Raw genomic sequence first — 13,975 nt, 5'->3', positions numbered from 1 at the left:
AGCAATATGGAATAACAACACTTGGATTCGATTTAATTAGTGACTAATAACCAGTGGCAAATAACAATTGTGCAGACTCTCTCTGCACAATTTAATTTTAATCCGTTTTGCTTACACCGCCTGTCCACATGCAACACCACTACTCCAAGCATATTGGAAGTTATAACCTCCTAGCCATCCGGTAACGTCTGTTACCTCACCGATAAAGTATAAACCCTTGGATTTTTTCGCTTCGAAAGTTTTGGAGCTGAGCTCATCTGTATCAACGCCACCGAGAGTAACCTCGGCTGTGCGATAGCCCTCTGTGCCATTTGGTTTAATTGTCCAGTTATGTAAATAATCAGCAATATGATTAATTTCACTATGAGTTAATTGGTTAACTGCTTTATCGGGAATTGCTTCTTCTTTAATTAAAATCTCGATAAATCGACTTGGGAGTACTTGGGTGAGACAATTTTTGAGTGATTTTTTAGCACTGGTTTGACGCCAATTTTCAATCACTTGAGTTAAGTTTGTGTCCGGTAACAAGTTAATACTAACAGCCTGCCCTGCCTTCCAATAAGATGATATTTGTAAAATAGCTGGGCCGGATAAGCCTCTGTGAGTAAATAAGATATTTTCTCTAAAACTGGTTTTATCTTCTGAGGTAACTAAACAATCTATGCTGATGCCTGATAAACCATCAAATCTTTGCTTATCATGATCATGTAAAGTAAAGGGCACTAAGGCTGCGGTTGTTGGTAACACCTTAATACCAAATTGCTCGGCAATTTTATAGCCAATCGGCGTTGCGCCTAACTTAGGCATAGTTAAACCGCCTGATGCAACCACTAGCGATTCACACACATAATCGCCACTTGTCGTATTTAATTGGTATGCTTCATCGATTTTTGTAACCGATAAAACTTCACTTCTGAGTTGTAATTGCACCCCTGCCCAATCACACTCAGTTAATAATATATCGACAATATCTTGTGCTGAGTTATCGCAAAAAAGCTGGCCAAGTGTTTTATGGTGGTAGGCTAATCCATGTCTATCAACCAGTTCTATAAAATCGTTTTGAGTGTAACGGCTCAAACAAGATTTAACAAAATGCGGGTTACCGCATAAGTAATTAGCAGGTGATGCATTTTCGTTGGTGAAATTACAGCGCCCACCGCCACTGATTAATATTTTACGGCCTGGCTTTTTACCCATATCTAATACGAGTACACTTTTACCCTGATAACCTGCAGTTGCAGCGCACATTAAACCAGCAGCACCAGCGCCTAAAATAATGACATCAAATTTATTTTGCAAACCAGACTCTTAAATAGTGAAAAATTGCATTTTAGCATAAAGTGTTTTTATTGGTCGCCAGATTATTTACGACATATATAAAGCCATTAATTGCCGATTTGAGTTTAAATAGGTATCCTTTAGCAATTAATCATTTGCATTAAGAAAAACATGACACAAACTCTTAATCAATTACAAAAATTAAAGGGCGTGCAACGTATTAGCATGCTTACCGCGTATAATTGTCCTGTTGCTCGTAGTTTAGAGCAAGCTGGTATTCCTATCATATTAGTCGGCGATTCTGTTGGTATGGTCGAAATGGGCTTCTCAAGTACACGTGACGTGACTATGGAACACATGATTTATCATATTAGCGCGGTTAAACGTGGCGCTCCTAATACTCATATAATCGGTGATTTACCCCATTTAAGTTATGAAGATCCAGCGCAAGCATTGGAAAATGCTCAAAAGTTAATTCAAGCTGGTGCCGACAGTGTTAAATTGGAAGGTCGTTATTTAGATGCTGTCAATTTAATAACCCAAAATGATATTGAGGTTGTAGCACATACTGGTTTAACCCCTCAAAAAGCGCAAAGCTTTAAAAAAGCGGGTAAAACAGATGAAGAAGCTGAGCAAATTCTAAATGATTCATTAGCGCTGCAAAATGCAGGTGCTGGTATGATAGTGCTAGAGCATATTCCGGCTGAGTTAGGCGCAAAAATAACGAATTTATTATCAATTCCGACTATCGGGATTGGCGCAGGTTCGGATACTGATGGACAAGTTTTGGTGATTAATGATGTACTTGGAATTGGTGATTACTGGCCACCATTTTCAAAACAGTATGCGCATGTTAGCCAAACAATTAATCAAGTTGTTACTGAATTTAAACAAGAAGTTGAAAGTAAAAGCTTTCCTGAAAAGTAAATCTAAATTAGAGGCTCACTTGAGCCTCTAATTTATTCAAAAGCCAATTTTACCAGCCTGTTTTTTCTGCTAATGCTCGGCCTATATCCGCTAAAGAATCAACCGTTGTTACCCCTGCTTCTCGTAGAGCTGCGAATTTTTCTTCTGCAGTTCCTTTACCACCTGAGATAATCGCACCTGCATGGCCCATGCGTTTTCCCGCTGGTGCTGTGACACCGGCAATATATGAAACGACAGGTTTAGTCACATTATGCTTAATGTATTCGGCTGCTTCTTCTTCTGCCGTACCACCAATTTCACCAATCATGACAATTGCTTCAGTTGCTGGATCTGCTTCAAATAAAGCTAAAATATCAATGAAGTTTGAACCAGGAATTGGATCACCACCGATTCCGACGCAAGTAGATTGACCAAAGCCTGTGTCTGTTGTTTGTTTTACGGCTTCATATGTTAGCGTCCCTGAGCGAGAAACAATACCCACTTTACCTGGTAAGTGAATATGACCTGGCATAATACCAATTTTACATTCGCCTGGTGTAATGACACCTGGACAGTTAGGACCGATTAAACGAACACCTAATTCATCACATTTAACCTTACATTCAAGCATATCTAGGGTAGGAATACCTTCGGTAATACAAACAATAAATTTAATGCCTGAATTAGCAGCTTCTAAAATTGAATCTTTACAAAAAGGTGCAGGGACATAAATAACCGAAGCTTCAGCACCTGTTACTTCTACCGCTTCTTTTACGGTATTAAAAACGGGTAAGCCTAAATGGGTTTGGCCACCTTTGCCTGGCGTTACACCGCCAACCATTTTTGTGCCGTACTCAATTGCTTGCTGTGAGTGGAAAGTACCTTGAGAACCAGTAAAACCTTGGCAGATAACTTTGGTGTCTTTGTTGATTAAAATACTCATTATTATTTGCTCCCCGCTGCTTTTACTACCTGTTCGGCTGCATCAGTTAAACTGGTCGCCGCAATAATATTTAATCCACTTTCTGCTAACACTTTAGTGCCTAATTCTGCATTATTACCTTCTAATCGAACGACTACTGGTACATTAACGCCCACTTCTTCAACCGCGCCAATAACGCCTTCCGCAATCAAATCGCATCGCACAATACCGCCAAAAATGTTAATTAAAACCGCATTTACTTTTTCATCCGATAAAATGATCTTGAATGCTTCTACCACTCGCTCTTTTGTTGCACCGCCGCCAACATCTAAGAAATTAGCTGGGTTGCCGCCATGGAGTTTAACAATATCCATAGTACCCATAGCTAAACCAGCGCCATTGACCATACAGCCTATGTTACCGTCTAATGCAACATAATTAAGTTCCCATTTAGCAGCGTGAGCTTCTCTTTCATCTTCTTGGGTTGGATCGTGCATTTCACGAAGGTCTGGATGACGATATAAAGCATTACTGTCTATTGCAACTTTAGCATCTAAACATAATAAATCGTCATCTTCTGTAATAACTAACGGGTTGATTTCAACTAAGGCAAGGTCTTTTTCAATAAAGAGTTTGCTTAAGCCAAGAAAGATATTGGTAAATTGTTTTATTTGTTTACCTTCTAAACCTAATTTAAATGCGAGTTCTCTAGCTTGGTAAGGCTGTGCACCTGTTAATGGATCGATTGTCGCTTTTAATATTTTTTCAGGCGTTTCATGCGCCACTTTTTCAATCTCTACTCCCCCTTCTGTCGATGCCATAAATACAACACGACGAGTAGAACGATCAACAACCGCACCTAAATATAATTCTAGCTTAAACGGACAAGCTGGCTCGACTAGGATTCTGCTAACTGGTTGACCTTTTTCGTCTGTTTGGTAAGTAACTAAATTATTACCTAGCCATTGCTTAGCAAAAGCTTCAACTTCGTCTTTTGTCGTAACTAGTTTTACACCGCCTGCTTTCCCCCGTCCGCCGGCATGTACTTGAGCTTTAACGACTAGCTTGTCGCCTTCAACTTGACTAAACGCGGCAACTGCCTCTGCTGGTGTTTGTGCAGCAACACCTTTAGCAACAGGTAAACCATATTGGGCAAATAACTGCTTACCTTGATATTCGTGGAGATTCATACCTGACTTCCTTTATTGTTGTTTACATGAGTGCTTTTTAACCAACTAAAAATATAATAAATTAGCTTGTTAAATACTAGTAAAAAAGAAGCGTTTATCGAATTAATTTAATGATATTTATCAACATTTAGTGATAAATATTATCAAGTGAGATTAAAATTCGTACAAAAAGTAAAAGAATCCATTTATAAAACCTATATATATGATTTTACGGACATAAATTGAAGCAATTAATATTTTATAGATAAAAAACTTAAAGTTTGAACTAAGGGTATTTTTGGGGAGTAAAAACAAAAAAGGCGATACCAAGTATCGCCTTTAAACTAATTTATTCTTTAATTAGATATCTAAAATTAGTCTTGTTGGATCTTCTAGTAATTCTTTAACTGTTACTAAGAAACCAACTGACTCTTTACCATCAACTAATCTGTGATCGTAAGATAGAGCTAAATACATCATAGGTAAAATTTCAACTTTACCATGTACAGCCATTGGGCGATCTTGAATTTTATGCATACCAAGAATCGCTGACTGAGGTAAATTAATGATAGGTGTTGAGATTAAAGAACCAAATACACCACCATTTGTGATTGTGAAGTTACCACCAGTCATATCATCGATAGTTAATTTACCATCGCGACCTTTAAGTGCTAATTCACGAATACCTTTTTCAATTTCGCCTAGACCTAATTGATCTGTATCTCTTAAAACAGGTGTTACTAAACCACGTGGTGTAGAAACAGCCATGCTGATGTCGAAATAATCATGATAAACAATGTCATCACCATCAATTGATGCATTAATTGCTGGGTAACGTTTTAAAGCTTCTGTAACTGCTTTAGTGAAGAAAGACATAAAACCAAGTCTAACACCATGTTTTTCTTCAAAGATATCTTTATATTTCTTACGAAGATCCATGATAGGTTTCATGTTAACTTCATTGAATGTTGTTAACATAGCAGTAGAGTTTTTAGCTTCTAACAATCTGTTCGCAATCGTTTTACGTAAACGAGTCATAGGAACACGTTTTTGCGTACGCTCACCAGTTAATGCTTGTACTGGCGCTGCTGCTGAAGCTGATTGAGCTGCTTGGCTTGATTTAGACTTAACATAAGCATCAACATCTTCTTTAGTTAAGCGACCTTTTTCACCTGAAGCATTGATTTTAGAAGCTTCTTCGCTGCTAATCCCATTTTCTGCAAGTGCACGTCTAACAGATGGTGATAACACATCACTTGGCTCTGCAGCAGCTTCTGCTGGTGCGCTTTCCGCAGGTGCAGCTTTTGCTGGTGCTTCACCTTTGATTAATGAACCAATGACTTGTTCTGCAACTACAGTAGTGCCTTCAGGAAATAAAATCTCCCCTAATACACCATCTTCTGGAGCAACAACTTCCAAAACTACCTTATCGGTTTCGATATCAACTAAATTTTGATCTCTTGTTACAGCTTCGCCTGGTTGAACATGCCAAGTTGCAATGCTTGCGTCAGCGACTGACTCTGGTAATACAGGTACTTTAATCTCCACAGCTTCACCCTTAATATCTACTGTTTGCGGTTGTTCCGATTCGTTATTTTTTAATGGCGCACTCTCGATAATAGCTGTTTCAGCATTACCTAGGTGAGCAATAAGTTGCTCACCTAAAACAGTGTCACCTTCTTGATTTAATATTTCAGTAATTACACCATCATTAGGTGCAACTACTTCTAATACAACTTTATCAGTTTCTATATCAACTAAATTTTGGTCTCTAGATACTTTATCACCAACTTTAACATGCCAAGTAGCAATAGAAGCATCTGCAACTGATTCAGGTAATACAGGTACTTTAATTTCTGTTGTCATCTATTTAATTACCTTGCTCAAGGCCAAGTGCTTGATTAACTAGCTCTTTTTGTTGTTGGTTATGAATTGCTAAATAACCGACTGCTGGTGATGCAGACGCTGTACGGCCTACATACTGTAATTTTGCACCTGCTGGAATGACATCCCAGAAATGATGTTGACTACAATACCATGCACCTTGGTTTTGTGGTTCTTCTTGACACCAAACAAACTCTTTAACGTGTGCATATTGCTCCATTATCGCTTCAATTTCTTTCTGCGGGAATGGGTATAATTGTTCAATACGAATAATTGCAACATTATCTTGTTCAGCTTTACGACGAGCTTCAAGTAAATCGTAATAAACTTTACCACTACAAAATACAACTCTATCAACTTTAGCTGAATCAATTTCATCAATTTCATCAATTACATTGTGGAATACACCTTCAGCTAAATCTTCTAATGTAGAAGTTGCTAATGGGTGACGTAATAATGACTTAGGTGACATAACCACAAGCGGTCTACGCATAGGTCTAATCGATTGTCTTCTAATCATATTAAACACTTGTGCTGGCGTTGAAGGTACACAAACCTGCATATTATGGTCAGCACATAATTGTAAGAATCTTTCTAAACGAGCTGAAGAATGCTCTGGACCTTGACCTTCATAACCATGTGGTAGTAACAAAGTTAATCCACATAAACGGCCCCATTTTTGTTCACCAGAACTTAAGAACTGATCAATAACAACTTGAGCACCATTCGCGAAGTCACCAAATTGGGCTTCCCAAATAGTTAATGTTTTAGGCTCTGCTGTTGCATAACCATATTCAAACGCCAATACAGCTTCTTCAGATAAAACTGAATCATAGATTTCAACTGGTGGTTGCTCTTCAGCTAAATTCTGCAGCGGCATATAGGTAGATGCGTCTTTTTGGTTATGAATAACCGCATGACGGTGGAAGAAAGTACCACGTCCGCAATCTTGACCTGTAATTCTTAAACGCACACCTGAAGTTGATAAATCAGCATATGCTAAAGTTTCAGCAAAACCCCAATCTAACGCTTTCTCACCTGACGCCATCAGTTTACGATCTTGATAAATCTTTTTAACACGTGATTGAGGCACTACATCTGCAGGGTATTCACTAGCTTTTACAGCTAATGCTTTTAACTTATCAATTTGAATTGAGGCATCATAAGCAATATCCCAATCATGGTTTAAATAAGGACGCCAATCTACTGAATGCTCCATCATAGGACGCCATTCTTCTACTACGCAGGCACCATGATCAAGAGCAGCTCGGTATTCTTCAATCACACGATTTGCATCTTGCTCGGATATAACCCCTTCCGAAATTAATTGCTGAGCATATAGTGCTCTAGGAACTGGGTGTTTTTTAATTTTTTGATACATAAGAGGCTGTGTTGCATTTGGCTCATCAGCTTCATTATGTCCGTGTCTGCGGTAACAAACTAAATCGATAACCACGTCGCGTTTAAATTTATTTCTGTACTCTAATGCAACTTTAGTTGCGAATAAAACAGCTTCTGGGTCATCCGAATTCACATGGAATATTGGTGCCTGAACCATTTTCGCAATATCAGTACAATATTGAGTTGAACGAGTATCTTGCGGGTTAGATGTTGTAAAACCAACTTGGTTGTTAACTACAACTCGTACCGTACCACCAACAGAGTATGCTCTTGTTTGTGATAAGTTAAATGTTTCTTGTACAACACCTTGACCAGCGATTGCAGAATCACCATGGATAGTAATCGGTAAAGCAAGTGAACCATCAGCACAACCACGGCGATCCATACGTGCTCTTACAGAGCCCATAACAACAGGATTTACGATTTCTAAGTGAGAAGGGTTAAAGGCTAATGCTAAATGGACATTACCACCTTCGGTCGCGAAATCTGATGAATAACCCATGTGGTATTTAACATCACCTGAACCTAAATTGGTGTCATGATCATGTTTACCAGAAAACTCATCGAATAAGATTGAAGGGTTTTTACCTAGTACGTTAACCAGAACGTTTAGACGTCCACGGTGAGCCATACCAATAACAACTTCTTTTTGACCTTGTTCACCGGCTTGACTGATCAAACCTTTTAACAAAGGAACTAAAGCGTCACCGCCTTCTAAAGAAAAGCGTTTAGCACCAGGGAATTTACTGGCTAAGTACTTTTCAAGGCCATCTGCAGCAACAAGCTCTTTATATAGTTTTAATTTTTGTTCAGTAGAAATATCAGGCTTACATTGAACAGATTCTAATCTCTGCTGTAACCAACGTTTCTCTTCAGTAGACGTAATATACATATATTCCGCACCGACAGAACCACAATAGGTTTTAACGAGTGCACTATGGATATCTTTAAGTTGCATTTTCTCTTCGCCAACGGCAAAAGAACCAACATTAAAGGTTTTGTCTAAATCGTCATTATCCAATTCATGGTGACTTAATTCTAAATCACGAACTCTTTCTTGTTTCCATAAACCTAGCGGATCAAGATTAGCATGCTGATGACCTCTGAAACGATAAGCATTAATAAGCTGTAAAACTTTAACTTGCTTAGTATCTGAAATATCAGTTGGAACAACAACTTGATTTCTATGTATGTTCTTAGCGGATTCTCTAAATGTATCTCGAACTAAAGAGTGTTTGGTTTCAACCGTCACACCTTCAACTTTAGGTAAACTTTCAAACAATCCACGCCACTCATCACTGACGCTTAATGGATTATCGAGATACTGTTCGTATAATTCTTCAATGTATGTTGCATTGCCACCGGCAAGCTGAGATGACTCAAGCCAAGCCTTCATGGAGCCTTGTTGCATCGTTTTACCCTTTTACCACTAAAACAAAAATTGATTTATTAAAAATAGCTATCTTAAAATCAAAATAGCTATTCAAAATAATTAAATAAACTATCTAAACTGCTTGTTTTAAGAGCATAGATTTAATTTTACCTATCGCTCTTGTTGGATTTAACCCTTTTGGACATACATTGACACAGTTCATGATTCCGTGACAACGGAACACACTAAATGCATCATCTAATTCAGATAAACGTTGCTCTTGAGCACCGTCACGAGAATCAGCTAAAAATCTGTATGCGTGAAGTAAACCAGCCGGTCCAACAAACTTATCAGGGTTCCACCAGAAAGATGGGCAAGATGTTGAACAACAAGCACAAAGAATACATTCATATAAACCATCAAGCTTTTCACGCTCTTCAGGAGATTGTAAATGCTCTCTCGCTGGTCTTGCTTTTTCATCAGGAATTAAATACGGTTTAACTTTTTCGTACTGGGTGTAGAACTGAGTCATGTCTACAACTAAATCACGAATTACAGGTAAACCTGGTAAAGGTCTAACCGTAATTTTTGAACCTGATAGTGCCGATAATGGTGTTATACATGCTAAGCCGTTTTTACCATTCATATTTAAGCCATCAGATCCACATACACCTTCACGACATGAGCGTCTAAATGCCAATGTTGGATCTTGTTCTTTTAACATTAATAATGCATCTAGCACCATAATGTCACTGCCATCTTGCAACTCTAATTCATAAGTTTGCATTTTAGGCTTTGTATCTGTATCCGGGTTGTACCTATATATCGAGAAAATTTGTTTCATTCGACAATACCTACTTAATAAGTTCTAACTTTAGGTGGAAATGCTTCACGCTTATTTGGCGCCATGTTTACTTCACGTTTACTCATAGACTCTGTTTTAGGGTCATAAACACTGTGACATAACCAATTTGCATCATCACGGTCAGGGAAGTCGAAACGACTGTGCGCGCCACGGCTTTCTGTACGGTAGTTTGCAGCAACAGCTGTTGCAAAAGCAGTTTCCATTAAGTTATCTAACTCTAAACATTCGATACGTTGAGTATTAAATTCAGAGCTATTATCAGCTAGTTTAGCTGATTTAAGTCTTTCTCTAATTTCTTTAAGCTCGCTAAGACCTTGAGCCATAGAGTCGCCTTCACGGAAAACAGAGAAATTAAGTTGCATACATTGCTGTAAGTCTTTCTTAATTTGTACAGGGTCTTCACCTGTTTTAGTGCTTTCCCAACGATTAAATCTAGACATAGCATTATCTATATCTGAATCTTGCGCTTCTCGCGCCGAGTAATCATTTAAAGCTTCACCAAGGTATAAACCAGTTGCTCTACCAAATACAACTAAATCGAGTAGTGAGTTACCACCCAATCGATTTGCTCCATGTACAGATACACATGCAATCTCACCGCAAGCATATAAACCTTTAACGACCTCAGCTTCACCTGCACTATTCATAGTTAAAGCTTGACCGTTAACATTAGTCGGAATACCACCCATCATATAGTGACATGTTGGTATTACTGGAATTGGCTCTTTGACTGGGTCAACGTGAGCAAAAGTTCTTGATAACTCACAAATACCAGGTAAACGGCTTTCTAGAACTTCAGCACCTAAATGATCTAATTTAAGTTTAATGTGTGGACCCCAAGGACCGTCACAACCGCGACCTTCGCGAATTTCTGTCATCATTGAACGTGCAACAACATCACGACCCGCTAAATCTTTAGCATTTGGTGCGTAACGTTCCATAAAACGTTCACCATCTTTATTTAAAAGATAACCACCTTCACCACGACAACCTTCAGTTACTAATGTTCCTGCACCGGCGATACCTGTTGGGTGAAATTGCCACATTTCCATATCTTGGACAGGTACACCAGCACGTAGCGCCATACCAACGCCGTCACCAGTATTAATGTGAGCATTTGTAGTTGAAGCAAATATACGACCAGCACCACCAGTTGCTAGAACTGTCGCTTTAGATTTGAAGTAAACAACTTCGCCAGTTTCTATATCAATCGCGGTACAACCAACAACAGTACCATCTTGATTTTTAACTAAATCAAGTGCATACCATTCACTAAAAACAGTCGTTTTATTCTTAACATTTTGCTGATATAAAAGATGTAATAAAGCATGACCTGTTCTATCTGCAGCAGCGGCAGTACGTGCAGCTTGTTCGCCACCGAATTCTTTAGACTGTCCACCGAAAGGTCTTTGGTAAATTCGTCCATTTTCAAATCTTGAAAATGGTAAACCCATATTTTCAAGCTCAATAATAGCTTCAGGACCTGTTTCACACATATATTCTATGGCGTCTTGGTCACCAATATAATCAGAACCTTTAACCGTGTCATACATATGCCACTGCCAATTATCATCGTGAGCATTTCCTAAAGCTACGGTAATACCACCTTGAGCAGAAACTGTGTGTGAACGCGTCGGAAAAACTTTTGATAAAAGCGCACATGTTTTGCCTGATTCTGCAATTTGGAGAGCAGCTCGCATACCTGCTCCACCTGCACCGATTACAACGGCATCGAATTCTCTAACAGTAATACCCACTTAAACACCCCACAAAATAACAGCGCCAGTTGCTAAATAACTAATCGCAGCTAAATTCAAAACAAATTGTAAGAATAACCTTAATCCTACACACTTAACATAATCAGTTAATACCTGCCATAAACCAATCCAAGCATGAATTAATAAGGCAAACAAGCTGATTAAGGTAAAAGCCTTAACCCAAATTTGAGAAAATAAAGATTTCCAAATATCGTATGTAAGCTCAGGTGTGCAAGCTAAAAAACAAACAATAAAGAAAGTGTAAGCGGTTAATATCAAAGCCGTAGCTCTGATTAAGATGAAATCATGAATTCCACTTCGACCAATTGTTGCAGCATTTGCTACCATAACCAAACTCCTGCAGCGATTGAGCATACGCCTGTAATAATTAATGTAATAACAGCACTTTGTTTACCTGATTCAAGTTCTTCCCAAAAACCAAGGTCCATCACTAAATGACGCAAGCCACCTAGTAGATGATATGCAAGTGCAGTTAAGGTGCCCCAAAAAACAAATTTTAAGATAAAAGAGTTTGTCCAATCCGACACCATATTAAAATTATCTTCAGAAGATAAAGTTAATGCTAATAACCACATTAATATGCCCATGGCAAAAAACATAATAACGCCAGTTATACGATGAAGGATAGAAGCAATGGCGGTAGCCGGAAAGCTAATAGTGTTTAGCTCTAGGTTGACTGGTCTTTGCTTTTTCACAGATGTTCCCACTTGTATTAAAATATTATAATTAAGAATAAACAGATTTAAATTTAACGCAGCTACAACAATAGCTTAAATTGTAAATCTTTGCGATTTTATACCTTAATTTTTTTTCGAAAGTTCATTTTTTTAATGAATTAAACGCATTTTTGACATGAATGCTATATAGTTTGAGGCTTAGTAGTGAATTCGGCTATGATATATCACGATAAAATAATCGATTTATTTATTCAGATTTAATTTGTAACAATTTTAAATTTGTTTAATGAGTGAACAGTTAAATATGATTAATACCGCTATTGGGTAATTAAATAGTGTTTGCAGCTCTTTATAAGAGTTTCTGATTGACTTTTTTATACAATATCAAGTATTAATATAAGACTAACCCTGTCAAATGACTTGCTCGAAAGGAGAATATTTATGGCTGACAATAAAGCCATCCTCACTATCAACGGACAACAAATAGAGCTTCCAGTTCTATCCGGCACAAAAGGCCAAGATGTAATTGATGTCCGAACTTTAGGTCAACACGGTTATTTCACATATGACCCAGGCTTTTTAGCTACAGGTTCTTGTGAATCAGAAATCACTTTTATAGATGGTGGCAATGGTGTTTTATTACACCGAGGTTATCCTATCGCCGAATTAGCAACACAAGCTGACTATTTAGAAGTTTGTTATTTGTTAATGCATGGTGAAGCTCCAACTAGTGAGCAATATAAAGAATATGTGAATACTATTAAACGTCACACTATGGTTCATGAAGGTATCGAATTCTTCTTCCGTGGCTTTAAACGTGATGCACATCCAATGGCTATGTTATGTGGTACTGTTGGCGCGCTTTCTTCTTTCTATCACAGAGATTTAGATATTACAGATCCTGAGCAAAGAATTAGAAGTGCTAACCGTTTAGTTGCAAAATTACCTACGATTGCAGCTATGTGTTATAAATACACTATTGGCCAACCTTTCGTTAGCCCGAAAAACAATTTATCTTATTCTGAAAACTTCTTAAACATGATGTTTTCTGTACCAGCTGAAGATTATGAAATTAATCCTGCAGTTGCTAGAGCAATGGATAAGATCTTCACTTTACATGCTGATCATGAACAAAATGCTTCTACGTCAACAGTACGTTTAGCTGGTTCATCAGGTGCTAATCCTTATGCATGTATTGCTGCAGGTATTGCTTCTTTATGGGGCCCTGCTCACGGTGGTGCTAACGAAGCTTGCTTAAATATGCTTGAAGAAATTGGTTCAGTTGACAGAATCGATGAATACGTAGCAAAAGCAAAAGATAAAGCTGATCCATTCCGCTTAATGGGCTTTGGACACAGAGTTTATAAAAACTTTGATCCAAGAGCTAAAGTAATGCGTGAAACATGTCATGAAGTATTAGAATCTTTAGGCATCCAAGATCCTTTATTAGATGTTGCTATGCGCCTTGAGCAAATTGCACTTGAAGATGAATATTTCATTAGCAAGAAGCTTTACCCGAATGTAGATTTCTATTCAGGTATCATCTTAAAAGCAATTGGTATCCCAACTAATATGTTTACAGTTATTTTTGCATTATCAAGAACTGTAGGTTGGATCTCACATTGGAATGAAATGTTAAGTCAGCCTGGTGCAAAAATTGGTCGTCCAAGACAATTGTACAAAGGTGAAGAGCAAAGAACCTTCAACCCTATTGAAAAGTAAA

11 protein-coding genes are annotated in these 13,975 nt (G+C 38.0%); 2 read left to right on the top strand and 9 right to left on the bottom strand.

The window, feature by feature from the left end; translation table 11 throughout:
• Positions 1 to 111: 111 nt before the first annotated feature.
• Positions 112 to 1,299 (bottom strand): BaiN/RdsA family NAD(P)/FAD-dependent oxidoreductase, encoded by a 1,188-nt coding sequence (locus XM47_RS09880; protein WP_281175809.1) that lies wholly within the window; start codon positions 1,297 to 1,299, stop codon positions 112 to 114.
• A gap of 150 nt (positions 1,300 to 1,449) precedes the next feature.
• Between XM47_RS09880 and panB the strand changes: the two genes are divergently transcribed.
• Complete coding sequence (gene panB / locus XM47_RS09875) at positions 1,450 to 2,205, top strand: 3-methyl-2-oxobutanoate hydroxymethyltransferase (protein WP_048692128.1); 756 nt, start codon at positions 1,450 to 1,452, stop codon at positions 2,203 to 2,205.
• Between the two features lie 49 nt (positions 2,206 to 2,254).
• Here panB and sucD read toward each other — a convergent pair whose 3' ends face one another.
• From sucD to sdhC, 8 genes are all read right to left on the bottom strand, one after another.
• Positions 2,255 to 3,127, bottom strand: a complete 873-nt coding sequence (sucD, locus tag XM47_RS09870) for a succinate--CoA ligase subunit alpha (RefSeq protein ID WP_048692127.1) — start codon at positions 3,125 to 3,127, stop codon at positions 2,255 to 2,257.
• Between the two features lie 2 nt (positions 3,128 to 3,129).
• On the bottom strand, positions 3,130 to 4,296 hold the full coding sequence (sucC, locus tag XM47_RS09865; RefSeq protein ID WP_048692126.1) for an ADP-forming succinate--CoA ligase subunit beta: 1,167 nt from the start codon (positions 4,294 to 4,296) through the stop codon (positions 3,130 to 3,132).
• 339 nt (positions 4,297 to 4,635) lie between these two features.
• Positions 4,636 to 6,141, bottom strand: a complete 1,506-nt coding sequence (gene odhB / locus XM47_RS09860) for a 2-oxoglutarate dehydrogenase complex dihydrolipoyllysine-residue succinyltransferase (RefSeq protein ID WP_048692125.1) — start codon at positions 6,139 to 6,141, stop codon at positions 4,636 to 4,638.
• A gap of 4 nt (positions 6,142 to 6,145) precedes the next feature.
• Positions 6,146 to 8,971, bottom strand: coding sequence for a 2-oxoglutarate dehydrogenase E1 component (locus tag XM47_RS09855; protein ID WP_048692124.1), 2,826 nt, complete (start codon positions 8,969 to 8,971; stop codon positions 6,146 to 6,148).
• 94 nt (positions 8,972 to 9,065) lie between these two features.
• Entirely contained in the window at positions 9,066 to 9,776 is a 711-nt protein-coding gene (locus XM47_RS09850) for a succinate dehydrogenase iron-sulfur subunit (protein ID WP_048692123.1), read from the bottom strand.
• A gap of 14 nt (positions 9,777 to 9,790) precedes the next feature.
• Positions 9,791 to 11,554 (bottom strand): succinate dehydrogenase flavoprotein subunit, encoded by a 1,764-nt coding sequence (sdhA, locus tag XM47_RS09845; RefSeq protein ID WP_048692122.1) that lies wholly within the window; start codon positions 11,552 to 11,554, stop codon positions 9,791 to 9,793.
• Positions 11,555 to 11,902, bottom strand: a complete 348-nt coding sequence (sdhD, locus tag XM47_RS09840) for a succinate dehydrogenase, hydrophobic membrane anchor protein (RefSeq protein WP_048692121.1) — start codon at positions 11,900 to 11,902, stop codon at positions 11,555 to 11,557.
• Positions 11,896 to 12,270 carry a succinate dehydrogenase, cytochrome b556 subunit gene (gene sdhC, locus XM47_RS09835; protein WP_342669143.1) on the bottom strand — a complete coding sequence of 125 codons (375 nt, stop codon included), beginning with the start codon at positions 12,268 to 12,270 and terminating at the stop codon, positions 11,896 to 11,898. Before sdhC ends, sdhD begins: the two co-directional genes overlap by 7 nt.
• 423 nt (positions 12,271 to 12,693) lie before the next feature.
• On the opposite strand from sdhC, the gene gltA reads away from it, so the two are divergent.
• Complete coding sequence (gene gltA / locus XM47_RS09830; protein ID WP_048692119.1) at positions 12,694 to 13,974, top strand: citrate synthase; 1,281 nt, start codon at positions 12,694 to 12,696, stop codon at positions 13,972 to 13,974.
• The last annotated feature ends 1 nt before the right edge of the window (position 13,975 follow it).

Origin of the sequence: Catenovulum maritimum (assembly GCF_001050375.1) — a bacterium.
Taxonomy (GTDB): domain Bacteria; phylum Pseudomonadota; class Gammaproteobacteria; order Enterobacterales; family Alteromonadaceae; genus Catenovulum; species Catenovulum maritimum.
This window is presented reverse-complemented; position numbering and strand designations above follow the sequence as displayed.